At 59.1% G+C, this 23,410-nt stretch carries 25 protein-coding genes, 2 tRNA genes and 3 rRNA genes; 16 read left to right on the plus strand and 14 right to left on the minus strand.

The genetic code is table 11. The features are described from left to right. Nucleotides 1-116: 116 nt before the first annotated feature. The gene (locus tag ACPRTJ_RS00315) at nt 117-506 is read right to left on the minus strand and encodes a hypothetical protein (protein ID WP_210014960.1); all 390 of its coding nucleotides are present in this window, start codon (nt 504-506) and stop codon (nt 117-119) included. A 94-nt stretch (nt 507-600) separates the two neighbouring features. Between ACPRTJ_RS00315 and ACPRTJ_RS00320 the strand changes: the two genes are divergently transcribed. Genes ACPRTJ_RS00320 through ACPRTJ_RS00330 form a run of 3 tightly spaced genes read left to right on the plus strand, consistent with a single transcriptional unit; the run spans nt 601 to nt 2,719 of the window. After that, the gene (locus tag ACPRTJ_RS00320) at nt 601-1,380 is read left to right on the plus strand and encodes a DUF2786 domain-containing protein (RefSeq protein ID WP_210014961.1); all 780 of its coding nucleotides are present in this window, start codon (nt 601-603) and stop codon (nt 1,378-1,380) included. Nucleotides 1,381-1,393: 13 nt separating this feature from the next. Further along, complete coding sequence (locus ACPRTJ_RS00325) at nt 1,394-1,780, plus strand: hypothetical protein (RefSeq protein ID WP_426427736.1); 387 nt, start codon at nt 1,394-1,396, stop codon at nt 1,778-1,780. A 15-nt stretch (nt 1,781-1,795) separates the two neighbouring features. After that, entirely contained in the window at nt 1,796-2,719 is a 924-nt protein-coding gene (locus ACPRTJ_RS00330; RefSeq protein ID WP_210014962.1) for a DNA cytosine methyltransferase, read from the plus strand. Here the strand turns inward: ACPRTJ_RS00330 and ACPRTJ_RS00335 are convergent. Continuing rightward, entirely contained in the window at nt 2,691-3,263 is a 573-nt protein-coding gene (locus tag ACPRTJ_RS00335) for a hypothetical protein (protein WP_210014963.1), read from the minus strand. The two genes, ACPRTJ_RS00330 and ACPRTJ_RS00335, sit on opposite strands and share 29 nt — an antisense overlap. Nucleotides 3,264-3,317: 54 nt before the next feature. On the opposite strand from ACPRTJ_RS00335, the gene ACPRTJ_RS00340 reads away from it, so the two are divergent. Then, on the plus strand, nt 3,318-3,956 hold the full coding sequence (locus ACPRTJ_RS00340; RefSeq protein ID WP_210014964.1) for a hypothetical protein: 639 nt from the start codon (nt 3,318-3,320) through the stop codon (nt 3,954-3,956). A 43-nt stretch (nt 3,957-3,999) separates the two neighbouring features. Here the strand turns inward: ACPRTJ_RS00340 and ACPRTJ_RS00345 are convergent, their stop codons facing one another. Then, on the minus strand, nt 4,000-4,299 hold the full coding sequence (locus tag ACPRTJ_RS00345; RefSeq protein ID WP_210014965.1) for a hypothetical protein: 300 nt from the start codon (nt 4,297-4,299) through the stop codon (nt 4,000-4,002). 180 nt (nt 4,300-4,479) lie between these two features. On the opposite strand from ACPRTJ_RS00345, the gene ACPRTJ_RS00350 reads away from it, so the two are divergent. From ACPRTJ_RS00350 to queD, 8 genes are all read left to right on the plus strand, one after another. Beyond that, on the plus strand, nt 4,480-5,223 hold the full coding sequence (locus ACPRTJ_RS00350; protein WP_328825173.1) for a hypothetical protein: 744 nt from the start codon (nt 4,480-4,482) through the stop codon (nt 5,221-5,223). Next, a complete protein-coding gene (locus ACPRTJ_RS00355; protein ID WP_210014966.1) occupies nt 5,220-5,471 on the plus strand; it encodes a hypothetical protein in 252 nt (83 codons plus the stop codon). The genes ACPRTJ_RS00350 and ACPRTJ_RS00355 overlap by 4 nt, the downstream gene beginning before the upstream one ends. Beyond that, a complete protein-coding gene (locus tag ACPRTJ_RS00360) occupies nt 5,468-5,980 on the plus strand; it encodes a hypothetical protein (protein ID WP_210014967.1) in 513 nt (170 codons plus the stop codon). The genes ACPRTJ_RS00355 and ACPRTJ_RS00360 overlap by 4 nt, the downstream gene beginning before the upstream one ends. Then, on the plus strand, nt 5,977-6,369 hold the full coding sequence (locus ACPRTJ_RS00365) for a phage protein NinX family protein (RefSeq protein WP_210014968.1): 393 nt from the start codon (nt 5,977-5,979) through the stop codon (nt 6,367-6,369). Before ACPRTJ_RS00360 ends, ACPRTJ_RS00365 begins: the two co-directional genes overlap by 4 nt. Next, a complete protein-coding gene (locus ACPRTJ_RS00370) occupies nt 6,366-6,845 on the plus strand; it encodes an SAM-dependent methyltransferase (RefSeq protein WP_328825174.1) in 480 nt (159 codons plus the stop codon). Before ACPRTJ_RS00365 ends, ACPRTJ_RS00370 begins: the two co-directional genes overlap by 4 nt. A 53-nt stretch (nt 6,846-6,898) precedes the next feature. Then, on the plus strand, nt 6,899-7,450 hold the full coding sequence (locus ACPRTJ_RS00375) for a hypothetical protein (RefSeq protein ID WP_210014969.1): 552 nt from the start codon (nt 6,899-6,901) through the stop codon (nt 7,448-7,450). Between the two features lie 35 nt (nt 7,451-7,485). After that, complete coding sequence (locus ACPRTJ_RS00380) at nt 7,486-7,698, plus strand: helix-turn-helix transcriptional regulator (RefSeq protein WP_210014970.1); 213 nt, start codon at nt 7,486-7,488, stop codon at nt 7,696-7,698. 63 nt (nt 7,699-7,761) lie between these two features. After that, entirely contained in the window at nt 7,762-8,118 is a 357-nt protein-coding gene (gene queD, locus ACPRTJ_RS00385; protein WP_043861143.1) for a 6-carboxytetrahydropterin synthase QueD, read from the plus strand. 126 nt (nt 8,119-8,244) lie between these two features. Here the strand turns inward: queD and rrf are convergent. The 6 genes from rrf to ACPRTJ_RS00415 all read right to left on the minus strand — a co-directional run bounded on the left by rrf (nt 8,245) and on the right by ACPRTJ_RS00415 (nt 13,964). Next, nucleotides 8,245-8,360: ribosomal RNA gene (gene rrf / locus ACPRTJ_RS00390) — 5S ribosomal RNA — on the minus strand. 138 nt (nt 8,361-8,498) lie between these two features. Next, a 23S ribosomal RNA gene (locus ACPRTJ_RS00395) occupies nt 8,499-11,389 on the minus strand. Between the two features lie 224 nt (nt 11,390-11,613). Then, nucleotides 11,614-11,689: transfer RNA gene (locus ACPRTJ_RS00400), tRNA-Ala, on the minus strand. Between the two features lie 7 nt (nt 11,690-11,696). After that, nucleotides 11,697-11,773 (minus strand) — tRNA-Ile (locus tag ACPRTJ_RS00405). A gap of 84 nt (nt 11,774-11,857) precedes the next feature. Then, nucleotides 11,858-13,394: ribosomal RNA gene (locus tag ACPRTJ_RS00410) — 16S ribosomal RNA — on the minus strand. Together the 16S, 23S and 5S rRNA genes with 2 tRNA genes alongside form the textbook arrangement of a ribosomal RNA operon. Before the next feature lie 318 nt (nt 13,395-13,712). Continuing rightward, nucleotides 13,713-13,964, minus strand: a complete 252-nt coding sequence (locus tag ACPRTJ_RS00415; RefSeq protein WP_426427741.1) for a hypothetical protein — start codon at nt 13,962-13,964, stop codon at nt 13,713-13,715. 32 nt (nt 13,965-13,996) lie between these two features. Here ACPRTJ_RS00415 and rhtA point away from each other — a divergent pair, with 32 nt between their 5' ends. After that, nucleotides 13,997-14,884 carry a threonine/homoserine exporter RhtA gene (gene rhtA, locus ACPRTJ_RS00420; RefSeq protein ID WP_043859839.1) on the plus strand — a complete coding sequence of 296 codons (888 nt, stop codon included), beginning with the start codon at nt 13,997-13,999 and terminating at the stop codon, nt 14,882-14,884. 181 nt (nt 14,885-15,065) lie between these two features. Continuing rightward, nucleotides 15,066-15,347, plus strand: a complete 282-nt coding sequence (locus tag ACPRTJ_RS00425) for a hypothetical protein (RefSeq protein WP_043859840.1) — start codon at nt 15,066-15,068, stop codon at nt 15,345-15,347. A gap of 43 nt (nt 15,348-15,390) precedes the next feature. Here ACPRTJ_RS00425 and ACPRTJ_RS00430 read toward each other — a convergent pair whose 3' ends face one another. From ACPRTJ_RS00430 to ACPRTJ_RS00445, 4 genes are all read right to left on the minus strand, one after another. Then, complete coding sequence (locus ACPRTJ_RS00430; protein ID WP_054915732.1) at nt 15,391-17,199, minus strand: aminopeptidase P family protein; 1,809 nt, start codon at nt 17,197-17,199, stop codon at nt 15,391-15,393. 54 nt (nt 17,200-17,253) lie between these two features. Further along, nucleotides 17,254-18,414 carry a cysteine desulfurase family protein gene (locus tag ACPRTJ_RS00435; RefSeq protein WP_255002346.1) on the minus strand — a complete coding sequence of 387 codons (1,161 nt, stop codon included), beginning with the start codon at nt 18,412-18,414 and terminating at the stop codon, nt 17,254-17,256. 105 nt (nt 18,415-18,519) lie between these two features. Continuing rightward, nucleotides 18,520-19,959 carry an FAD/NAD(P)-binding protein gene (locus ACPRTJ_RS00440; RefSeq protein WP_426427744.1) on the minus strand — a complete coding sequence of 480 codons (1,440 nt, stop codon included), beginning with the start codon at nt 19,957-19,959 and terminating at the stop codon, nt 18,520-18,522. A gap of 77 nt (nt 19,960-20,036) precedes the next feature. After that, nucleotides 20,037-21,017: a GlxA family transcriptional regulator gene (locus ACPRTJ_RS00445; RefSeq protein WP_058540605.1), complete on the minus strand. Its 981-nt coding sequence runs from the start codon at nt 21,015-21,017 to the stop codon at nt 20,037-20,039. A 104-nt stretch (nt 21,018-21,121) separates the two neighbouring features. On the opposite strand from ACPRTJ_RS00445, the gene ACPRTJ_RS00450 reads away from it, so the two are divergent. Next, nucleotides 21,122-21,679 (plus strand): cysteine hydrolase family protein, encoded by a 558-nt coding sequence (locus tag ACPRTJ_RS00450; protein ID WP_054915728.1) that lies wholly within the window; start codon nt 21,122-21,124, stop codon nt 21,677-21,679. 7 nt (nt 21,680-21,686) lie between these two features. Here ACPRTJ_RS00450 and ACPRTJ_RS00455 read toward each other — a convergent pair whose 3' ends face one another. Next, on the minus strand, nt 21,687-22,250 hold the full coding sequence (locus ACPRTJ_RS00455) for a helix-turn-helix domain-containing protein (RefSeq protein WP_058540604.1): 564 nt from the start codon (nt 22,248-22,250) through the stop codon (nt 21,687-21,689). An 84-nt stretch (nt 22,251-22,334) separates the two neighbouring features. Here ACPRTJ_RS00455 and ACPRTJ_RS00460 point away from each other — a divergent pair, with 84 nt between their 5' ends. Further along, nucleotides 22,335-23,282: a DMT family transporter gene (locus tag ACPRTJ_RS00460; protein WP_078480523.1), complete on the plus strand. Its 948-nt coding sequence runs from the start codon at nt 22,335-22,337 to the stop codon at nt 23,280-23,282. Nucleotides 23,283-23,410 lie beyond the last annotated feature (128 nt).

Genomic DNA, 23,410 nt, shown 5'->3' on the forward strand with positions numbered 1-23,410 from the left:
AGATCCTATGCCGGACTGGGTAGGCCAGAGCAACTGCAAAGACCTCAACTGCCGCTGCCAGATTTTCTGATCGAATCCCCGGCGCTGCCCGCCAGCGCGTTGGCGCATTCGGACAACTAGTGCGCAATGCCCATGGCAACAGCTGAAGTCTTCCTGATCAAGGCAACGTCGACGTGGTAGTTGGAGAAATCGCTCGATCTGGCGTCAGTTCGCAATGTTGCGCTAAGGACGACATCTTGTTCCTTCTTCAGCTTTTCCATCGCGTTATAAAACTGATGCTCGTGGACAAGGAGCAGAAGAACACTATCTGCACCTTCGGAAAGTCTCTGCTTCACTTCTTCGGCGCTGAACGCTAAAGCAACGCTGCGCTGGTAAGAGGCAGCAAGATCACGGGTGGCTGCAATATCCAGATTCAGAACACCGTCAGCTCGACGAAGGTTGGCTACCCGCGACTGGGTCAGTACATGGCCACATGCCTGCAAAAACAACGATTCATACCACTCCACAGCGCTCTCCTTGAAATAAGCGCGACACCAATACCCCACTTCAACGAATCACGCCACCCCGGCGAGGGCGGCGCCTGCATGGAAGGACCACGACATGACCGAACAACATCACGACGAAAGCAAACTCGAACGGGTCATCCGCAAAATCAAGCGCTGCCTGGCCCTCTCGAAAAGCTCGAACGAGAATGAGGCTGCAACCGCGATGCGTCAGGCGCAGGCGCTAATGCGTGAATACCGCCTCACTGAAATAGATGTGCACCTGAGTGATGTGGGCGAAGTCGAGTCGGAGAAGGCCAAGGCCAAGCGCAGGCCAACTTGGGACCAGCATCTGGGCTCGATCGTTGGAGAGGCATTCGGAGTTCGGTCGTTCTCCATGCGCCGTTGGTGCAAATCGACCAGCCGCATTATGGACCGCGAATTGTTCGTGGGAGTGAGTCCGGCCCCACAGATCGCTATGTACGCCTACGAAGCACTGCTGACCAAGCTAACTCAGGCCCGACGTGAGTATGTGTCGCAAGTGCGAGCTGGCAAACAGCGCAGTTCCTATTCACCTGAAACTGCTGGAGATCATTTCGCGCTGGCCTGGGTGTCGGCAGTACACGACAAGATTCACGAACTGGTACCCCGGGGCGAAGAAGATCTCGCCATCGGCCAGCACTCCAATGGTCGCGAGCTGGTGGCGGTCGAAGCGAAAGACAAAGCCCTGATCGAGCAGTACCTGTCAGGCAGAGAGATTGGTAAGGCCAGGAAAGCCCGCGATATCGAGCTCGACCTCGATGCCCAGATTGCTGGGCTGCTCGCCGGTCGGCGCGTGGATCTCAATCCAGGGCTGGCCACTGGCGGCCAAGAGGCCCTACAGATCGGCATCGCCTGACAAGGAGACCACCATGAGCACATTCGCAGTCTTTGGCATGACCGCCGACGTAGCGCTGGCTGAGGCCAGGAAGATCACCAAGACGACCAGGCCGAGCGGGAAAGCCGGCGCCCCCCCCCTGCAGCTTACCCTTGCTGAGTGGAATGAGGCCGTGGAGCAGCGCGCCGCAGCGATCATGGCCAGCGAGAAGGTCAAGCAGCTGAGCCATCTGTTCGATGCGCCGCAGTACGCCCAGCAGTTCATTGAGCTGGCCAGAAAGTCAGGCCAGTGCCGCGATCTGCGCATCAGGGCCAAATGCGAGCTCACCGATGCCAAGGGCAAGCCGGTAATCAACCCCAAGACCAAGCTGCCTAGGATCGGCTGGACCGAGTACAGCCACGCAACCTCCAGCGCCGCTTAACCCAGGACAAAACCCATGACCACAGCAATCGATCTGTTCGCCGGCCTCGGCGGATGGAGCACCGGCGCGCGCGCCGCAGGCGTCCAGGTTCTCTGGGCGGCAAACCACTGGCCGGTGGCCGTTGAATGGCACAGCGCCAACCACCCCGACACGCAGCACGTCTGCCAGGACCTGCACCAGGCCCGGTGGGAGCAAGTGCCGGCGCACGACATCCTATTGGCCTCGCCATGCTGCCAGGGCCACGCCAAGGCCCGCGGCAAGAAGTCGGGCAACCCTGAGCACGACGCTTCGCGCTCGACGGCCTGGGCGCCGGTGTCAGCGCTGGAGTTCCACCGGCCGCAGGCGGCAGTGATCGAGAACGTACCGGAGTTCACCGACTGGGTGCTCTACCCGGCCTGGTTGCAGGCTGTTCAGGCGCTGGGGTATCAGGCGGCACCGCATATCGTCGACTGCGCCGACCTGGGCGTGCCACAGCACCGCGTGCGCCTGTTCATGGTGCTTACCCGTAGCAAGGCGCCGCTGATGCTTCAGTTGCCGCAAGAGCGCCATGTACCGGCGAGCAGCTTTCTCGACTTCGATGCCGGGCGCTGGTCGCAGATCGAGAAGCCAGGTCGGGCCCAGGCCACACTCGACCGGGTGCGCAATGGCCGAGCGCGGTTCGGCGACAGGTTCATCATGCCCTACTACGGCAAAGGTTCCGGCACCACCGGCCGCGACATCAACCGGCCAATCGGCACTATTACCACTGTGGATCGCTGGGCTCTGGTCGATGGCGACCGCATGCGAATGCTCAGTGCTGACGAGGGCCTGGCCGCCATGTCGTTCCCGGCCGGCACCCTGCGCCCGGACAACCACCGGCTGACCATGCATATGGCCGGCAACGCGGTACCGCCGCTGGCTGGCCAGCGCATCATCGAGGCTCTGAAGAAGGCCGCGTGATAGCGGCTTGTTGGATCGCCAGACATTGCTCCTTGATCTTGGTGAGGATTGTGTCACCGGGAATGCAAAGGAACTCCTCGCCGGTTGTTGTAGTGGCAAGTGCCCGCAACGTCTTAATGTTCCTCTTCCAGTCAGCCCCCAGCGATTCAGCCATCTTTGTAAACCAGCGCTGATCGTCCACCGAAAATAGCCATTTATTTGCTACACCGGAAGCTTGAAGTGTCGGCAAGTCGTTGCTCAGTTGCCTGTCAAATAACTGGATGAAGCTGCTTCGGTCTTTTTTCTTCCCGAACACCCAGCCAATAGAGTCTGGGTGAAAGCTCCGGTCTCCTGTATTAACCAGTTTGTAAACAATATGCTCTGGGTGATGATCCGATCCTTGCTCCGCCATGAGCATAAGGTTCACCGATAGATTCGCATTCCGTTTGCCACCTTTTGTTGAAAGGTAGAGGGATACTATTACTGCCGATATCGTGCCAATGGCCGCGAGCCAATTTGCGAAGCCGTTAATTACCCCCCACTCCTCCACCGTCAATCCAAACACAGCACACCCCTCCTGAACTTGAACAGATGCGAACTATATCCGCGAGGTATCCCCATGCCCACAGAAAACCGATCCAGCAACACCGAACAGATGGTCAGCTTCCCCTGCGAACTGAGCGACGAGATGGCTGAGCGAATCGCCAGGGCGGCTCATGTCTGTGGTGGCGGAGCCTACGAAATCTGGGAAGCCATCTGCGAGGGGTTCGGCAAGCCCGCCGACCAGCACCAGGGCGAGCCCGTTCTGATCCAGGCCGTAGCCGTGACCCGCGCGGACGACGAGGACGGCCTGCGCCTGGAATGGCTGCTGGAGGGCGGCATTGCTGAAATGGAGTTCCCGGGCCAAGTGCTGTTTGCCATGGCCGAGGCAAACGATCTGTGCGCCGAAGACGGCAGCGCTTATGTGTACCTGCAGCCGCCAGCCGATCCAGAGGGGGTTGAGCGGCTGCACAAAGGGCACGTCAAGGCGCTGGAGGTCCTCAACCAACAAACCGAAAAGCAGCGTGACCACTGGATGGCAGAGTGCGAAGAACTGCGAACCCAATTGCGCCTGATCACCGGCGACTACCGTACGGCCATCGTCAATGGCCATGAGCGCATCACCTTCTTAGGCGGTGACTGCGACAGCGTCGAGAAGATGCTGGCGGACAACCCGAACTACGCGAAGGCCAGAGCGCTGTTGGAGCATAAGCCCTGACCGGAGAACATTTGTGCTCCACCAACATGCAACCTCTCTCCGTCTATTTAGAGGCGGCCAGAAGGTCTGCGTAATGAACGCCCTCAGAGGCGATACGCCGAGCCCGGCCAACACCCCATGCAAGAGCCCTAGTCATTGATTCGCCAGGTCGTGAATCAAAGGCCTCTTCGTGAACAACAAACCCACGTGGAGAGTAAATGCCGATGAACATTTGGGTGTTGCCTGTTCGCGACAGTCGCACTTGCACATCGATGTACGTGCCATCGTCCAGCGTCTCGTCGTGAGTGCGATGGTGAAGCATTGGGTCAGCCCAGTTCCAGAAAACATCACCGCGAATTTTCATGAGAACTCCTACGACTTTCGTCTAAACCGTTATGCGTCTTCCCACCATAGCCCTCTCGGTCGCGAGCACGAACAAATAATCCCGAAATAAGCGGTTATTCGGACTGCCGGGCCGAGTACTTATACCGGTCCTAACTTCTTGTACAACTTACTGCCGCGATATGGCGGCCAAGGAATCGTCATGCCTGAAGAAATCAAGCTGATCCAACGTGTGGCCGTCGAGCGCGATCAGGACGGCTGGTGGAGCCACCCCGACGAGCCGGACTTCGACGAAGACTACGCCGCCTTCAAAGCATGGCTCGTACAGCAAGGCTTGGAGTTGAAGCAGTGGCACATGGATTCAGATATCGGCGACCACCACCCTTACGACGACGGCGAGTGCCACTGCCTCGGCTGGGAGCCGGAATGCCCTGGGCTTGAATGGTTCCTGCTGGGGATCTTCGACACAGAGGATGGCCCGTGCGTCAGCTGGGCCCGGCGGAATGCTGAGGAAGCCTGGTCAGTGAATGGCGATGACGGATCGTGGGACTACCCGAACCTTACCGCTCTGATCCGCGACAACTTCGGCAGCGAGGCGGATGGCACAAGCTTCGGCCCAGGCCGGGGCAACGGCCTCAAAGTGGGCGACACCGTACACACCGGCACCGTTTGCAAGGCAGACCCTGCCGGGTTTCTCCCCGATGCTGATGACATGCTCAATCACATGTTCGAGGCGGCCGCTGGAAGCGACGCGGGGGAATGGGTCGACAACTACCCAGACCTCGACGATGAGGCGACAGCCGCTCTCGAACAAGCGCTGGAGCCGCTGAAGGCTTGGGCCCGCAAGTTCTGCAAGCCCAACTTCTTCACCATCGAGAAGGTGGTTCTGCACACCGTCACCAAGGAAGACGTGCGCCTCGCCAAGGCCAGCGGGGTGCTACTGTGACCCGCCTCGCCCTCTGCCTCCTGCTGCTGGCCACCGGCGCCAGCGCAACCGAAAACATCATCGACATCGAGCACGACAGCCAGCGCGGCGTCACCTGCTACATCCTCAATCACGTAGGCATCAGCTGCATCCCCGACAGCCAGCTGCAGGCCGGCAACGAGCGCCAGCTCTCCCCGCACGAAACACAACCCGAACCTACACCCGCACTGGCGCCTGGGCGCTTGATTGTTGAGAGGTATCAGCTGTGACAGAAGACGACATCATCAAGCTGTCGGCCAAGGCCATGGGTTTTGAGCTGGAATACCGGCGCGGCAGTGACGCCTTCTACTACGACGACCCCGAGGCGGGCCGGGAGGTCTGGCTGCCAATGCAGGATGATCGGCAGACGATGCTCATTATCGCAAAGCTCAGGATGGACATCTGCTGCTTGCACCACCTCGCTCGGGCCGCAGCCCATGTGCCGTATGTCGGCTTTAAGCAGAGCGAGGTGTCGCATGCAGACGAACCCGGCGCCCGGATGAACGCGCTGCGCTTGGCAGTTGCAACAGTGGCTGCCAAGTATGGCCAGGGAATGCTCGTCGGCGGGACAGATGAGCGAGTTCTGGGGCACTTGATCGGCATTGAGGGATCAACCGCCCACGCCATGCGCGGCGCAATCCGCGAATCTCGGGAAGAGATCAGCAAGGCATGCCAGCGCCTGAAGCGAAAGGGCCTGGTGACCAACAAGGGGCCTTACTGGCAGGCGGTGCAGCGATGACCGACCTGATCGAAGTGAAGACTGCTGACCTGGTGGGCGAGCAGTTGGCCTGGGCGGTCGCCGAGGCCGAGGGGCTAGATGTGCATGTGGCCAAGCCGCACTACGGCACGCCGGCCAGGGTGTTCGTCCAGTACCGCGGCGAATCAACCGAACGCTGCGAGCGGTACGACCCTCACGAGAGCTGGGCGCTTGGCGGCCGGCTCATCCAGCAGCACCAGGTCAATCTGCACGCACCGCAAACCAGCGACGACTGTTGGGCTGCATGGGTGACCATTCGCGGAAAGGACTTTTGTCATGGCGGTTGGCAGCCACTTGCGGCGGCCTGCCGCGCCATCGTCGCTACCAAGTTCGGCGATACCGTCCAGGTGCCGAAGGAGCTTACGCCGTGAGCGCCGCAGCCAAAGTGCTCGACCCCTGCAGCGCCAGCCGCATGATGTGGTTCGACAAACAAGACCAGCGTGCCCTGTTCGGCGACATCCGCGACGAAGAACACCTGCTGTGCGACGGCAGGGTTTTGAAGGTCGAGCCGGATGTGCTGATGGACTTCCGGCAACTGCCCTTCGAGGACTCAGCCTTCCGCCTGGTGGTGTTCGATCCGCCGCACCTCACCCGCGCCGGTGTCGATAGTTGGTTGCGCGCCAAGTACGGCCTGCTCACCAGCGACTGGCGCGAAGACATCCGACAGGGGTTCGCCGAATGTTTCAGGGTACTGGAACCTGAAGGAATATTGATCTTCAAGTGGAATGAAACGCAGGTGTTGGTGAGCGAGTTGCTGGCCCTGACAGATGAAAAGCCCCTGTTTGGCCACAAGTCCGGCAAGCGCGAGAAGACGCACTGGATCACCTTCATGAAACGCCCAGCCTAACCCCCCCAACAACTCAAGCCCGCCGACATGCGCGGGCATGGAGAGCTATTGCCATGATCATCGACGACGTGATGACGGACAAAATCACGCTACACGGCCTGGGCTTTGTCCAGGTGCAACTGAAGGGTGACCAGCGCCTGCACGTGTGGCACCCAGAACTGCCCCGCCGCGCCTGCTTCGAGCACTCGGCGATCCACGACCATCGCTTCAACTTCATCTCCCGGGTGCTGGTCGGAACGCAGATCAACCACTGTTACTGGCATATGAGCAACCCCGAAGGCGAATTCGTGTTGTACCTGCATGAAGGCAAGCGCACTGCCAACGGCGGCCGGCCGTGGACGCCAGACGGGCGCGCCGACCTGGTGCACGAAACCACCTTCAAGATCGAGGCCGGCAACGACTACAACACCCAGGCCTATGCGTATCACCGTACGGAGCCAGGCGGTGACGGTCGCGTGGCCACCATCATGCAGAAGCGCGGCGAGTACCCGGCCGGAGCCCATTCCACCTGCCGCCACGGCGTCCAGCCAGACACTGACTTTGATCGCTACCAATGGCCTGCCGCCCGACTCTGGGAAGTCGTGCGCGACGTGCTGCTGGCCTGACCAACCTGCCGCCACCGGCGGCGTGGAGACCACATATGCGCCACGCAGAAAATATTGATCGCTTCCTGCGCATCGATGAGGTGCTGCACGTGACCGGCATCGGCCGGAACACCGTGTATCGCAGAATCCGGGAAGGCACCTTCCCAAAACAGGTTAGAATAGGACCCAACTCGGTCGCCTGGCGGCAGTCGGACATCTCTCAGTGGATGACCTCTTTTGAGCCCAGCGTCGACCAATCAGTACATTGAGCAGTACATCGAATCAGACAATTCCGCTCAAGCCCTTACCCCACCAGCATTACAGGTCCACCAGTGGAAATTTTCAAAGAGTTCACCTTCGAATCGGCCCACCGCTTGCCGAATGTGCCCGCCGGGCACAAATGCGGGCGCCTGCACGGCCACTCCTTCAAGGTTGCCTTGCACCTGACCGGCCAGCTGGATCCGCATACCGGCTGGATTCGCGACTTCTCGGAGATCAAGGCGATTTTCAAGCCGCTGTACGAGCAGCTAGACCACAACTACCTCAATGACATCCCTGGCCTGGAGAACCCGACCAGCGAAGTGATTGCCAAATGGATCTGGGACCAGGTCAAGCCATTGCTGCCAGAACTGAGCAAGGTGCGTATCCATGAGACCTGCACCAGTGGCTGCGAGTATTACGGCGACTGAGCTGACAGTGACATGTCTGAAAACCACCTCCCAAGGTGGTTTTTTTATGCCCGCCTTGCAGGAAACTTTCAGCCCACAAAGACAAAACCCCTACCTGCAGATGCAGATAGGGGTTTCGGAATTTAATCTTGACGATGACCTACTCTCACATGGGGAAACCCCACACTACCATCGGCGATGCATCGTTTCACTACTGAGTTCGGGATGGGATCAGGTGGTTCCAATGCTCTATGGTCGTCAAGAAATTCTGTTGCCAGAAGGCCTTGTTCAGACACTCCAGCGAATCGGGTATGTGATGTTTGTGAGTTACAAATCTTCGGCTTACTGTGTCTTCACAACACCGCAATCTGGTCGTTCGACGCAAATTGCTTGGGTGTTATATGGTCAAGCCTCACGGGCAATTAGTATTGGTTAGCTCAACGCCTCACAGCGCTTACACACCCAACCTATCAACGTCGTAGTCTTCGACGGCCCTTCAGGGAGCTCAAGGCTCCAGTGAGATCTCATCTTGAGGCAAGTTTCCCGCTTAGATGCTTTCAGCGGTTATCTCTTCCGAACATAGCTACCCGGCAATGCCACTGGCGTGACAACCGGAACACCAGAGGTTCGTCCACTCCGGTCCTCTCGTACTAGGAGCAGCCCCTCTCAAATCTCAAACGTCCACGGCAGATAGGGACCGAACTGTCTCACGACGTTCTAAACCCAGCTCGCGTACCACTTTAAATGGCGAACAGCCATACCCTTGGGACCGGCTTCAGCCCCAGGATGTGATGAGCCGACATCGAGGTGCCAAACACCGCCGTCGATATGAACTCTTGGGCGGTATCAGCCTGTTATCCCCGGAGTACCTTTTATCCGTTGAGCGATGGCCCTTCCATACAGAACCACCGGATCACTAAGACCTACTTTCGTACCTGCTCGACGTGTCTGTCTCGCAGTCAAGCGCGCTTTTGCCTTTATACTCTACGACCGATTTCCGACCGGTCTGAGCGCACCTTCGTACTCCTCCGTTACTCTTTAGGAGGAGACCGCCCCAGTCAAACTACCCACCATACACTGTCCTCGATCCGGATAACGGACCTGAGTTAGAACCTCAAAGTTGCCAGGGTGGTATTTCAAGGATGGCTCCACGCAGACTGGCGTCCACGCTTCAAAGCCTCCCACCTATCCTACACAAGCAAATTCAAAGTCCAGTGCAAAGCTATAGTAAAGGTTCACGGGGTCTTTCCGTCTAGCCGCGGATACACTGCATCTTCACAGCGATTTCAATTTCACTGAGTCTCGGGTGGAGACAGCGCCGCCATCGTTACGCCATTCGTGCAGGTCGGAACTTACCCGACAAGGAATTTCGCTACCTTAGGACCGTTATAGTTACGGCCGCCGTTTACCGGGGCTTCGATCAAGAGCTTCGCGTTAGCTAACCCCATCAATTAACCTTCCGGCACCGGGCAGGCGTCACACCCTATACGTCCACTTTCGTGTTTGCAGAGTGCTGTGTTTTTAATAAACAGTCGCAGCGGCCTGGTATCTTCGACCGGCATGAGCTTACGGAGCAAGTCCTTCACCCTCACCGGCGCACCTTCTCCCGAAGTTACGGTGCCATTTTGCCTAGTTCCTTCACCCGAGTTCTCTCAAGCGCCTTGGTATTCTCTACCCAACCACCTGTGTCGGTTTGGGGTACGGTTCCTGGTTACCTGAAGCTTAGAAGCTTTTCTTGGAAGCATGGCATCAACCACTTCGTCGCCTAATGGCAACTCGTCATCAGCTCTCGGCCTTAAGATCCCGGATTTACCTAAGATCTCAGCCTACCACCTTAAACTTGGACAACCAACGCCAAGCTGGCCTAGCCTTCTCCGTCCCTCCATCGCAATAACCAGAAGTACAGGAATATTAACCTGTTTTCCATCGACTACGCTTTTCAGCCTCGCCTTAGGGACCGACTAACCCTGCGTCGATTAACGTTGCGCAGGAAACCTTGGTCTTTCGGCGTGGGAGTTTTTCACTCCCATTGTCGTTACTCATGTCAGCATTCGCACTTCTGATACCTCCAGCAAGCTTCTCAACTCACCTTCACAGGCTTACAGAACGCTCCTCTACCGCATCACCTAAGTGATACCCGTAGCTTCGGTGTATGGTTTGAGCCCCGTTACATCTTCCGCGCAGGCCGACTCGACTAGTGAGCTATTACGCTTTCTTTAAAGGGTGGCTGCTTCTAAGCCAACCTCCTAGCTGTCTAAGCCTTCCCACATCGTTTCCCACTTAACCATAACTTTGGGACCTTAGCTGACGGTCTGGGTTGTTTCCCTTTTCACGACGGACGTTAGCACCCGCCGTGTGTCTCCCATGCTCGGCACTTGTAGGTATTCGGAGTTTGCATCGGTTTGGTAAGTCGGGATGACCCCCTAGCCGAAACAGTGCTCTACCCCCTACAGTGATACATGAGGCGCTACCTAAATAGCTTTCGAGGAGAACCAGCTATCTCCGAGCTTGATTAGCCTTTCACTCCGATCCACAGGTCATCCGCTAACTTTTCAACGGTAGTCGGTTCGGTCCTCCAGTCAGTGTTACCTAACCTTCAACCTGCCCATGGATAGATCGCCCGGTTTCGGGTCTATACCCAGCGACTAAACGCCCTATTAAGACTCGCTTTCGCTACGCCTCCCCTATTCGGTTAAGCTCGCCACTGAATATAAGTCGCTGACCCATTATACAAAAGGTACGCAGTCACCTAACAAAGTAGGCTCCCACTGCTTGTACGCATACGGTTTCAGGATCTATTTCACTCCCCTCTCCGGGGTTCTTTTCGCCTTTCCCTCACGGTACTGGTTCACTATCGGTCAGTCAGTAGTATTTAGCCTTGGAGGATGGTCCCCCCATATTCAGACAAAGTTTCTCGTGCTCCGTCCTACTCGATTTCATGACTAAGAGATTTTCGCGTACAGGGCTATCACCCACTATGGCCGCACTTTCCAGAGCGTTCCGCTAATCTCAAAGCCACTTAAGGGCTAGTCCCCGTTCGCTCGCCACTACTAAGGGAATCTCGGTTGATTTCTTTTCCTCAGGGTACTTAGATGTTTCAGTTCCCCTGGTTCGCCTCTTGCACCTATGTATTCAGTACAAGATACCTGACTTATGCCAGGTGGGTTCCCCCATTCAGAGATCTCCGGATCAAAGTCTGTTTGCCGACTCCCCGAAGCTTATCGCAGGCTACCACGTCTTTCATCGCCTCTGACTGCCAAGGCATCCACCGTATGCGCTTCTTCACTTGACCATATAACCCCAAGCAATCTGGTTATACTGTGAAGACAACATTCGCCGAAAACTTGTAATTACTCACAAATTTTACCTTAGCCTGAACATACACCAGTGAAAGTGCTGTCCAGTCTATCTTTCTATCACATACCCAAATTTTTAAAGAACGATTCTGATAAAGTTCAGAAATCAATATTCGAGGCGAATATTCATTTCTAAGCTTTGACAAACTGGCAAGCGGGGTGGTGGAGCCAAGCGGGATCGAACCGCTGACCTCCTGCGTGCAAGGCAGGCGCTCTCCCAGCTGAGCTATGGCCCCAGCAAATTGGTGGGTCTGGGCAGATTCGAACTGCCGACCTCACCCTTATCAGGGGTGCGCTCTAACCAACTGAGCTACAGACCCAATCGAAGGTTGCTAACCTAATCGTCTTCTTCAATGAATCAAGCAATTCGTGTGGGAGCTTATGAGACAGCTGATGTCGTCGATTAAGGAGGTGATCCAGCCGCAGGTTCCCCTACGGCTACCTTGTTACGACTTCACCCCAGTCATGAATCACACCGTGGTAACCGTCCTCCCGAAGGTTAGACTAGCTACTTCTGGTGCAACCCACTCCCATGGTGTGACGGGCGGTGTGTACAAGGCCCGGGAACGTATTCACCGCGACATTCTGATTCGCGATTACTAGCGATTCCGACTTCACGCAGTCGAGTTGCAGACTGCGATCCGGACTACGATCGGTTTTGTGAGATTAGCTCCACCTCGCGGCTTGGCGACCCTCTGTACCGACCATTGTAGCACGTGTGTAGCCCAGGCCGTAAGGGCCATGATGACTTGACGTCATCCCCACCTTCCTCCGGTTTGTCACCGGCAGTCTCCTTAGAGTGCCCACCATAACGTGCTGGTAACTAAGGACAAGGGTTGCGCTCGTTACGGGACTTAACCCAACATCTCACGACACGAGCTGACGACAGCCATGCAGCACCTGTCTCAATGTTCCCGAAGGCACCAATCCATCTCTGGAAAGTTCATTGGATGTCAAGGCCTGGTAAGGTTCTTCGCGTTGCTTCGAATTAAACCACATGCTCCACCGCTTGTGCGGGCCCCCGTCAATTCATTTGAGTTTTAACCTTGCGGCCGTACTCCCCAGGCGGTCAACTTAATGCGTTAGCTGCGCCACTAAAATCTCAAGGATTCCAACGGCTAGTTGACATCGTTTACGGCGTGGACTACCAGGGTATCTAATCCTGTTTGCTCCCCACGCTTTCGCACCTCAGTGTCAGTATGAGCCCAGGTGGTCGCCTTCGCCACTGGTGTTCCTTCCTATATCTACGCATTTCACCGCTACACAGGAAATTCCACCACCCTCTGCCCTACTCTAGCTCGCCAGTTTTGGATGCAGTTCCCAGGTTGAGCCCGGGGATTTCACATCCAACTTAACGAACCACCTACGCGCGCTTTACGCCCAGTAATTCCGATTAACGCTTGCACCCTCTGTATTACCGCGGCTGCTGGCACAGAGTTAGCCGGTGCTTATTCTGTCGGTAACGTCAAAACAGCAAGGTATTCGCTTACTGCCCTTCCTCCCAACTTAAAGTGCTTTACAATCCGAAGACCTTCTTCACACACGCGGCATGGCTGGATCAGGCTTTCGCCCATTGTCCAATATTCCCCACTGCTGCCTCCCGTAGGAGTCTGGACCGTGTCTCAGTTCCAGTGTGACTGATCATCCTCTCAGACCAGTTACGGATCGTAGCCTTGGTGAGCCATTACCTCACCAACTAGCTAATCCGACCTAGGCTCATCTGATAGCGCAAGGCCCGAAGGTCCCCTGCTTTCTCCCGTAGGACGTATGCGGTATTAGCGTTCCTTTCGAAACGTTGTCCCCCACTACCAGGCAGATTCCTAGGTATTACTCACCCGTCCGCCGCTGAATCGAAGAGCAAGCTCTTCTCATCCGCTCGACTTGCATGTGTTAGGCCTGCCGCCAGCGTTCAATCTGAGCCATGATCAAACTCTTCAGTTCAATACTGCTTGGGTTTTGAGAAAACCCTAAACTTGGCTCAGCATTCTCAAATGACTTACTTTCAAATCTTTCGATTCTCGTGCAGTCACTTGTGATGCTGATAATCTTTCTGACTATCAGTCTGAGCTCACAAGCACCCACACGAATTGCTTGATTCAATTGTTAAAGAGCGGTTGGTCAAGAACTTTTCGTCTCAACCGAGGCGCGCATTCTACGCTTTCCTCAGAGTCTGTCAAGCGTTTATTTTGAAGTTTTTCGTTTCACTTCAAACACTTGACTCGCTTCGATCTCTCGTAGCGGGAGGCGAATTCTACAGCGTTACAACCTGCTGTCAACCACCTTTTTCACCGCTGCCGATCTTTCGATCGAAGCACCTCCAGCCTGACCTGAAACGTCCAACTCGTTGATATTCAAGGAGTTTTTCGTTCCGACTGCGCCGGAAGTGGGGCGAATTATAGAGAGATTAAATCGCACGTCAAGGGTTAATTGGCGATATTCGATGAACAAAGAAAGTTGCGCACTATATTGCTCATCTTCGCCTCCTTGCGCATCATAGACGCCAAGCCACACGCCTCTCTCTATATAAGGAAGCAACTCCAACAATGAACACCCACCCCCGCAGCCTGGCCTCCAGCCTCTTCCCCATTGGCCTGCTGCTAATTGCGATGGCATCCATCCAGTCCGGCGCCTCGCTGGCAAAAAGCATGTTCCCGCTGGTAGGTGCGCAAGGCACCACAACGCTGCGCCTGATTTTCGCCAGCCTCATCATGCTGGTGCTGCTGCGTCCCTGGCGCGCGCGCTTCACCTCCAGCACCCTCAAGTCGGTCATCATCTATGGGCTGGCATTGGGCGGCATGAACTTTCTCTTTTATATGTCCTTGCGCAGTGTCCCGCTGGGTATCGCCGTTGCCCTGGAGTTCACCGGCCCGCTGGCCGTGGCGTTGTACGCATCGCGCAGGGCCATGGATTTCGTATGGATCGGGCTGGCAGTGATCGGCCTGTTGCTGCTGATACCCATCGGGCAGACCGGGGCGGCCATCGACCTGGTAGGCGCCGGCTACGCACTGGGCGCCGGCGTGTGCTGGGCGCTCTACATTCTATATGGGCAGAAAGCCGGGGCCGAGCACGGCATTCAGACCGCCGCACTTGGCGTCATGGTTGCCGCACTGTTCGTTGCGCCGATCGGCATCGTTCATGCCGGCAGCGCCCTGCTCAACCCTGCCCTGCTACCCGTGGCGATTGGCGTGGCCATTCTGTCGACAGCATTGCCGTACAGCCTGGAAATGGTGGCCCTGACACGCCTGCCCGCCCGAACCTTCGGCACACTGATGAGCATCGAGCCGGCATTCGGCGCATTGTCGGGACTACTGTTTCTCAACGAAGTGTTGAGCATGGCGCAATGGCTGGCCATCGCCGCGATCATTACTGCCTCGGTGGGAGCCACGCTGTCCATGCGCAGGGAAAGCCCACCACTGGTGCCAGCCGACTGATTTGAGAAATATTTCCATTTGAACCTGTTTTTGTCATTGTGTCGCCATGGCACCCTGTTTAAGCTGTAATTCAATGCACTGCTTGAAGTTTTAACTTAAGACAAGGACGCGAGAGGCATCAGGAAGAGGCGCAGGTAACCGTCTCGGGCTTGCAGACCCGACACTCTTTGTAAGGACAGGAATGAAACGAATTTTGCTCATCCTAGCCATTCTGGCCATTGCTGGCTGTGCGGCGAACGCCAAAACTGAGGTCAAACACGGCAAGAAGGGCATGCACATCAACTGCTCGGGCCTGTCGTCTTCATGGAACAAGTGCTACGCCAAGGCCGCCAGTTCCTGCGGCACCAAAGGCTACAAAGTCGTCGCCAAGTCTGGCGATGGCGAAGACGAGCCAGGGGACTACCCCTTCGGGCTCAACCCCGCCGGCTACACCAGCCGAAGCATGATCGTCATCTGCAAGTAACGAAAAAGGGCAACCCGCAGGTTGCCCTTTTTCATGTGCCCGATCAGACAGCTTCGGTTCTTTGTTCCAGCCAGTGCAGAGCAGCACCTGCCAGCAGTGGCGAAAGCCGTTCACGCACCGTGCGGTGGTAATCATTGAGCCATTCGCGTTCTTCGCTGCCAAGTTGCTCAGGCAACAGGCATCGTGTGTCGATAGGGCACAAGGTCAGCGTTTCGAATTCAAGAAAGTCACCAAACCCACTCTTGCCCGAATCCCGGGTGAACACCAGGTTCTCGATGCGCACGCCCCACTGCCCAGGCCGATAGGTGCCCGGCTCGATGGAGGTGATCATGCCGGCCTGCATGGCTGTGTGCGGCGCAGGCGAGGCCTGATAGGCGATCACCTGTGGCCCTTCGTGCACGTTCATGAAGTAGCCGACGCCGTGGCCGGTGCCATGCCCGTAATCCACATGCTCGGCCCATAACGGTGCTCGGGCAATCGCATCGAGCAAAGGCGAGGCAATGCCCCGCGGAAAACGCGCCCTGGATAGTGCAATCATGCCCTTGAGCACCCGCGTGCAATCCAGCTTCTGTTCCAGGCTTGGCGTGCCGATGGGCACCATACGGGTAATGTCGGTGGTCCCTCCCAGGTACTGCCCACCTGAATCGATCAACAACAGCCCATCACCTTCGATGAGCGCATGCGAGGCGTCGGTGGCGCGGTAATGCGGCATGGCCCCATTGCTGTTGAAGGCGGCAATGGTGGCAAAGCTTGGGGACACATGACCGGGACGTCGAGCCCGGGCTGCGCCGAGCAAGGTGTCAACACTGACCTCGGTAAGGGTCGAATGCCCCAGTGCGGCTTCGAAGTCCGCGAAGAACTCGCACAACGCCGCACCATCCTGTTCCATCACCTGCCTGATATGAACGAGGTCCGCCTCGCTCTTTCTCGACTTGGACAGAACGCTTGGATTGATGCCTTCGAGCAGTTGCACCTGGGCACCGAGGTTGGCCAGCAACCCGCTGGTCACCCGTGCCGGATCTACCAGCAGGACACTGCCCGCCTCGATGCCTGCCAGCGCGCTGCCCACTGCTTCATACTCGCGCAGTTGCACCCCGTCAGACTCAAGTGCCTCGCGCACAGCGCTGTCGACCTTGCTCGATGCCACGAACAGAATGGCCTGATGCTGACCGATCAATGCGAAGGAAACGAATACCGGGTTGTATGAAACGTCGCTGCCACGCAGGTTGAACAGCCAAGCGATGTCATCCAGCGTCGCAATGAAATGCCAATCTGCGCCGCGCTCCTTGAGCGTTGTGCGCAGTTGCGCCAGCTTGTCGGCACGGCTGACGCTCGCGTGCGGCGGCAGGTGCTGGTAAACCGGGCTGCCTGGCAACGCAGGCCGCTCCAGCCACACCTGTGCCAGCAGGTCCCTGTCACTGAGCAGGCGCACATTGCGCACCCTGAGGCGATCCTGCAGCTGCCGCGCCGACGCCAGTTGCATCACCGCACCGTCTACTGCCACCGTGCCGCCTGCGGGCGCCTGCTCTGCCAGCCAGTCAAGGGCCCCCGGCTGACCCGGCATCAGCTTCATCAACGCGATGCCGCTACCCGCCAGCTCCTTTTCGGCCTGCTCCCAGTAACGACTGTCGGCCCACAGCCCGGCAAAATCGGCCGTCAGCACCAGCGTACCCACCGAGCCATGAAACCCGGACAGCCATTGGCGCCCCTGCCAGTAGCCTGGAAGGTATTCGGACAGGTGCGGGTCTGCCGAGGGCACCAGCAGTGCATCGACCCCTTCGCGGTTCATCACTGCACGCATGCGCGCCAGGCGCGCGGTTACTGCTTCCTGCATTCCAGGCTGACTGTTCATTATGTTGTGCCACCACCGCGACCAATGTTCTGGTGGACGATAATGAAGCAGCACTCAACCGTGGGCAACCGCCCAGAAAGGCACATTGTGTAACGCTGCGTGGATGGCACCGGCAGCGGCGTCGATATCCTCTTCGCGGGTATAGCGCCCCAGGCTCAGACGCAACGTCTGCCGTGCCGCACGCTCGTCATGCCCAAGCGCCAGCAGCACATGCGAAGGCGCACTGCTGGCCGAATTGCAGGCCGACGTCGAGGAAAACGCCAGCGTACGGGCCAGCGCCTGCAGATCGATACCGTCACCGCCAAAGGTCAGGCTCAACGTATGAGGGATGCGCTGGACAGGGCTGCCGTTGAGCCCCAGGCCGGGAATATCGGCCAGCTGCTCCAGCAGCCGCTCACGCAACCGGTGCATACGTGCAACTTCCTGCTGCTGCACCTGCCCGGCCAGTGCGAAGGCAGCGCCCATGGCGGCAATCTGGTGAGTGGCCAGGGTGCCCGAGCGCAATCCGTTCTCGTGCCCGCCACCGTGAATCTGTGCCTGCAGCAGCGGCGCGGCGCGCTTGCCGACGTAGAGCGCACCGATCCCTTTGGGCCCATACACCTTGTGCGCCGAAAACGACATCAGGTCCACCGGCCAGCGTGACAGGTCGATAGGCACCTTGCCTGCCCCCTGGGCGGCATCCACATGCAGCAATGCGCCGTGGCGGCGCACCCGCTCGCCGATGGCCTGCACATCGTTCAGGGTGCCCAGTTCATTGTTGACCAGCATCAGCGATACCAGAAAGGTGTCGTCACGCAGCGCCGCCGATACCGCCTGTTCAGTGATCAACCCCTGGGCATCGGGGCTCAGCCACGTCACCTCGATGCCTGCCAGCTCGAGCTGTCGGGCAGTATCGAGCACGGCCTTGTGCTCGATGCGGCTGGTGATGACATGCCCACCTGTGCGGCCCTGAGCCAGCCCTTTTAGGGCCAGGTTGTTGGATTCGGTGGCACCCGACGTCCAGATGATCTCGTCGGCCCGCGCCCCTACCAGGCCGGCGACCTGGGCCCGTGCCTGCTCGACCGCCAGGCGTGCCTGCTGACCATACCGATGGGAGCTGGAAGCCGGATTGCCAAAACGCCCGGATACCCCCAGACACTCCACCATTACCTGAATGACTCGCTCGTCGACGGGTGTCGTGGCGGCGTAGTCGAAATACAGCGGGAGTGTGGTCATGGCCAGGCGCTTCCTGAATGCGTGGAGTAGTCGTGCATCTATAGTGCACGAACACGCATAGAACCATTAATTATCAATTTTCATATTTATATAACAAAAATATAATTACGGTGATGACTCAGGCTCCCGCGTCAGACGAGCAGCCAATCCCTTGGCCTGCAACGCCACGTCGGTGACGGCAGTACTTTCCCACCACAGGCCACGCAGCGGCGGGCCCATCGCAAACAGGCGCGTACTGACCGCGCCATCGGCATCGATCACTGCGCCCTGCGGGTCGGCATCAATTCCAAGGGCCAGCGGCCCTGGCCGGATCAGCCTGCGCTGCAGCAATGCTTGCGGCAGCGGGCGTGCCACGCGCCGCCAGTCATACTCGATACCGGTGGAGTTGACCAGCGCGGCACCCTCGACCCGCGTCGCCTGGGCCTCGCCGCGAAACCGCAGGCGCACCCCCACCCCGGCTCCGGTAGCCGGTTCGACCCTCTGCAGGGAGGCCGCATAAATATGCAGGCGCCCCTCCTGGCGCAACCGCTCCAGCAGCGCTGCACCCTGGGGCGGCGAACGGTGATGATGGCTTTCCCACCAGGGCCGCACATGGCGCACGAACTGGCGGCGTTCGCGGTCACTGGCCTGGCTCCACAGCCTGGGGATATGCACCCGCACAGTGTCCAGCGGGGCCTGCCAGTCGATGCCCTGGGCCAACGCCAGCCTGCATTGCCGGCGCAGCGCACGCAGCAACTGGCGCGGGCTGCGCAGCGAAGGGTCCGCCTCGAGAAAATCCTCCCAGGGCGGTGGCTGACGGCGCTCGTGGGGCCACAACCCGTGGCGCGAAAATACCTCGACAGGCCCACGATGCCCGGCCAGTTGCAACGACACCAGGGTGTCGACCATGGTCAGCCCGGAACCGATGATCAACACTGTGCCTTGCGGGTCGATCGTGCGCATGGCGGCCACGTCCCAGGGGTCGATGGCTGCGGCGTTGAGGCTGTTCTCACCCACCTGCGCCGTGCGCGCCGCGGCAAACATGCCGGTAGCCAGCACCGCCTGGCGCGCCTGCACCCGGCGCCCATCCTGCAATTGCGCCTGAACCCTGTCATCGTGCACCTGCAGGTCAACCACCTCGGTACACACATGCTCCAGCGTGGAGCCGGCCTTGGCGCCGACACGCTCGGCCTCTGCCAGACGCTGGCGGGCATAGCGACCGAACAGACCTCGCGGCGGGAACAATTCGGCCACCGGCACGCCCTGCTCGGCGGATTCGGGCCACTGCCCGGCATCGATCTGCTGTTGCAGCCAGTGGGTCAGGTCATCGGGATTGTCCGGATCGACGCTCATGCGCGCCGCATTGCCATTGAGGGTATGACCGTTTTCGGTAGCGCTGTAGGCTTCGCCACGCCCCAGCTCCCCACGCGGCTCGACCACCAGCAGGCGCCAGCGTCCGGGGCGACGCAGCAATTGCGCCGCCAACAAGGCGCCGCTCAGGCCACCCCCGATGATCAGTACATCCGCCATGTCGTCGCAGGCAGGTGCCGGTTGTTGTTCGTGCATCGGTATCTCCTTTCCCGGGAGACCGGATAATAAGCAGCAATCCACCGCAAGGGCAGCAGTGCGGTACCAAAGGAGGATCAGCCCGCAGGCCCGACCACGTGCTTGCGGTACTCGCCTGGCGCAAGCCCTGTGACCTTGTGGAAGACCTTGCGAAACGCACCAGGGTCCTGGTAGCCAACACCCCAGGCGATCTGGTCGATGCTGCGGTTGGTGAACTCGAGCATCCGGCAAGCGCGCCCTACCCTCACCTGCTGACAGTACTCGGTGGGTTTGAGGCCGGTGGCGCTGCGAAAACGCCGCAGGAAGGTGCGCTGCTCGAGCCCTGCGCAGTCGGCCATCAAGGCCAGGTTGACCTCCCGCGCCCCCGTGCTCTGCAGCCAGTGCTGCACCTTGAGCACCGCTTCGTCGCCATGGTCCAGGCGCGGGCTGAACACGCTGCCCGGCCCAGGCATGGCATGCACTGGCGCCACCGCGAGAAATCGCGCCGTCTCAGCCGCCAGGGTCTGCCCCTGGAAGCGCTCGACCAGCTTGAGCCCCAACTCGGTCCAGGCCATCAATCCGGCCGAGGTAATGATGTCGCCATCTTCCAGCAACGGCAGGTTGGCCTCGACCTTGACCAGGGGAAAGCGCTCGGCCAGCGATTGGGCAAAATTCCAGTGAGTAGTGGCGGAGCGACCGTCGAGCAGGCCGCTGGCGGCAATGAAGAACACCCCGACACACACCGACACCAGCAGCGCGCCTTCGCGGTGCCACTGGCGCAGGTCGTTGCAGAAACGTTCGATCAGTTCGGGGCCCGGCTCCTCGGTCAGGCTGGGCGGGATGATCATCACTCGTGGGCGGTGATGCGCCTGCGGGTGACTGTCGAAGCTCACCGCCAGCGGCTGTCCCGGCACCTCGGCCCAGTGGCACACCCGCAGCAGCGGGCTGCGTCGCGCCCCGAGGTCGGCGGCCATGCGGTTGGCTACCGCGAACAGGTCGGTCAGGCCGTGCACTGCCGCCATCTGGGCACCTGGGTAAACCAGAATACCGATCTCGACCTGATCGCCGATTGCATCCATTGTCAGTTTTTCCCGCCAATTTGTCGGTCGCGCCAATGCGCAAGCCTGTCGCACAAGCCTATAACTATCAGCACGTCACAACCATTCTCCTGAAGGACTGCACCATGAGCAAACAGGCACTGATCATCGTCGACATCCAGAACGACTACTTCCCCGGCGGCAAATGGACGCTGCACGGCGCCGATGCGGCCGCCGACAACGCCGCACGGATCATCCAGGCCGCCCGCGAAAACGGCGACCTGGTGGTCCATGTACGTCATGAGTTCGAGTCCGCCGATGCACCTTTCTTCACTCCGGGCTCCGAAGGCGCGCAGATTCATCCGAAAGCAGCCGCTCGCGAGGGCGAGCCGGTGGTGCTCAAGCACAACGTCAACAGCTTTCTGGGCACCGACCTCAAGGCCCTGCTCGACCAGCACAAGATTACCGGCCTGACCCTGGTCGGCAGCATGAGCCACATGTGCATCGATGCCGCCGCCCGGGCCGCCTCGGACATGGGCTATGGCACCACGGTGGTGCACGATGCCTGCGCCACCCGCGACCTGGAATTCAACGGCGTGGTCGTACCGGCGGCCCAGGCCCACGCGGCGTACATGGCGTCGCTGGCCTTCGCCTACGCGCAGGTGGTCTCCACCCAGGAGTGGCTTGACGCCAATCGGCGCTGACAGGCCTTCAGATCACCACGTTGCGCACGAAGCGCGTCGCCACGTCGCCATCGTTGCGGTAGGCATGCATGCGGTTGCTGGCGAAGCTGTAGAAATCGCCAGCCGCCAGCACATATTCCTGCGTTTCTATCACCAGGGTAAGGCGCCCCTCGAACACGTAGATCTGTTCGCTCCAGCCGTCGAAATCGGCCTCGGCCGGGTACACCTCGCCCGGCTCCAGGCGCCACTCCCACAACTCCACCTCGCGGCTGGCCCTGGAACTGGCCAGCAACACGGCCTTGCTGCCGGGGTGCACACCGGCCCAGGCCAGTTCGTTGATGCGATCAGGGTCACGGCTGTCAGGTGCCTGGATCAGGTCGCTGAACGCCACCGACAAGGCCTCGGCGATCAGGTCGAGGGTGGTCAGGCTGACATTCTTTTCACCCGCTTCTATTGCCACCAGCATGCGTCGGCTGACACCGGATTTTTCTGCAAGGGCGCTCTGGCTCAGCTCTGCCGCATGGCGCAGGCGCCGGATATTCTGGCTCACGTGCTGAAGCACGGAGGCCCGCTGACTGGAATCTTTGTGCACTATATTGCTCACTCACATGGCTTGCGCAGTATACTGCCCACCTTCCGACGCATTGTGCGTCGCTCGCCCCACGTGTGCAAGCCCATGACCTCGCCGACCACTGCCCGATCCCTCTTCCTTTCATTGCGCCTGAGCAAGGCCGAACTGGTGCTGGTGTTCATCACCATGCTCTGGGGCGCCACTTTTCTGCTGGTGCATAACGTGATGACCGTCAGCGGCCCGATGTTCTTCGTCGGCCTGCGCTTTGCAGCGGCGGCGCTGTTTGTCGGAGCGTTCAGTGCGCGTGCGCTGTCCGGCCTGACCTGGTTCGAAGTCAAGGCCGGCGTGCTGATCGGCGCCTCGATCATGCTGGGCTACGGCCTGCAGACCGTGGGCCTGCAAACCATCACCAGTAGCCAGTCGGCATTCATCACCGCCTTGTACGTACCTTTTGTACCGCTGCTGCAGTGGCTGGTGCTGGGCCGGCGCCCGGGGCTGATGCCGAGCCTGGGCATTGGCCTGGCGTTCGCCGGACTGATGCTGGTGGCCGGCCCCAGTGGCAGCTCGCTGCAGTTCAGCCCCGGCGAAATCGCCACGCTGATCGGCGCCGTGGCGATCGCAGCCGAGATCATTCTGATCAGCAACTATGCCGGCAAGGTCGACGTGCGCCGCGTGACCGTGGTGCAACTGGCTACCGCGTCGGCGCTGTCGTTCATGATGGTGGTGCCCACCCGGGAAGCCCTGCCGGACTTTTCCTGGCTGCTGCTGGGCAGTGCCGTCGGCCTGGGCGCCATGAGTGCGGTGATCCAGGTGGCAATGAACTGGGCCCAGCAATCAGTCTCGCCCACCCGGGCTACGCTGATCTACGCTGCAGAGCCGGTATGGGCCGGTATCGTCGGCCGCCTGGCGGGCGAGCGTCTGCCGGGCATCGCACTGCTCGGCGGGCTACTGATCGTGATCGCGGTGGTGGTCAGCGAACTGAAGATCAAACGCCGTGGCGAGCCCCTCGGCGCCAGTGATGACGATCAACAGGTGCAACAAACGGACCGGTAATCTGCAATAGCGGCACAATTCTTGTAAAAAACTGTTATAAAAAAACGCGTTGATGAGGCGCAAAAGTAGGATTCTGCGACAGCTTGCGTGTTGGTGATCGACGGGACGCCACGTATGATCCCTTACAA

This window comes from Pseudomonas palmensis (assembly GCF_049942755.1).
GTDB classification, from domain to species: Bacteria; Pseudomonadota; Gammaproteobacteria; order Pseudomonadales; family Pseudomonadaceae; genus Aquipseudomonas; species Aquipseudomonas palmensis.

Excerpts from the sequence above, each read along its gene's own strand:
- ACPRTJ_RS00460 (WP_078480523.1), top strand. The coding sequence starts at position 22,335 with ATGACCTCGCCGACCACTGCCCGATCCCTCTTCCTTTCATTGCGCCTG.
- ACPRTJ_RS00325 (WP_426427736.1), top strand. The coding sequence starts at position 1,394 with ATGAGCACATTCGCAGTCTTTGGCATGACCGCCGACGTAGCGCTGGCT.
- rhtA (WP_043859839.1), top strand. The coding sequence starts at position 13,997 with ATGAACACCCACCCCCGCAGCCTGGCCTCCAGCCTCTTCCCCATTGGC.
- ACPRTJ_RS00330 (WP_210014962.1), top strand. The coding sequence starts at position 1,796 with ATGACCACAGCAATCGATCTGTTCGCCGGCCTCGGCGGATGGAGCACC.
- ACPRTJ_RS00445 (WP_058540605.1), bottom strand. The coding sequence starts at position 21,017 with ATGGATGCAATCGGCGATCAGGTCGAGATCGGTATTCTGGTTTACCCA.
- ACPRTJ_RS00375 (WP_210014969.1), top strand. The coding sequence starts at position 6,899 with ATGATCATCGACGACGTGATGACGGACAAAATCACGCTACACGGCCTG.
- ACPRTJ_RS00350 (WP_328825173.1), top strand. The coding sequence starts at position 4,480 with ATGCCTGAAGAAATCAAGCTGATCCAACGTGTGGCCGTCGAGCGCGAT.
- ACPRTJ_RS00380 (WP_210014970.1), top strand. The coding sequence starts at position 7,486 with ATGCGCCACGCAGAAAATATTGATCGCTTCCTGCGCATCGATGAGGTG.
- ACPRTJ_RS00345 (WP_210014965.1), bottom strand. The coding sequence starts at position 4,299 with ATGAAAATTCGCGGTGATGTTTTCTGGAACTGGGCTGACCCAATGCTT.
- ACPRTJ_RS00425 (WP_043859840.1), top strand. The coding sequence starts at position 15,066 with ATGAAACGAATTTTGCTCATCCTAGCCATTCTGGCCATTGCTGGCTGT.
- ACPRTJ_RS00365 (WP_210014968.1), top strand. The coding sequence starts at position 5,977 with ATGACCGACCTGATCGAAGTGAAGACTGCTGACCTGGTGGGCGAGCAG.
- ACPRTJ_RS00450 (WP_054915728.1), top strand. The coding sequence starts at position 21,122 with ATGAGCAAACAGGCACTGATCATCGTCGACATCCAGAACGACTACTTC.
- ACPRTJ_RS00435 (WP_255002346.1), bottom strand. The coding sequence starts at position 18,414 with ATGACCACACTCCCGCTGTATTTCGACTACGCCGCCACGACACCCGTC.
- ACPRTJ_RS00430 (WP_054915732.1), bottom strand. The coding sequence starts at position 17,199 with ATGAACAGTCAGCCTGGAATGCAGGAAGCAGTAACCGCGCGCCTGGCG.
- ACPRTJ_RS00320 (WP_210014961.1), top strand. The coding sequence starts at position 601 with ATGACCGAACAACATCACGACGAAAGCAAACTCGAACGGGTCATCCGC.
- ACPRTJ_RS00440 (WP_426427744.1), bottom strand. The coding sequence starts at position 19,959 with ATGCACGAACAACAACCGGCACCTGCCTGCGACGACATGGCGGATGTA.
- ACPRTJ_RS00340 (WP_210014964.1), top strand. The coding sequence starts at position 3,318 with ATGCCCACAGAAAACCGATCCAGCAACACCGAACAGATGGTCAGCTTC.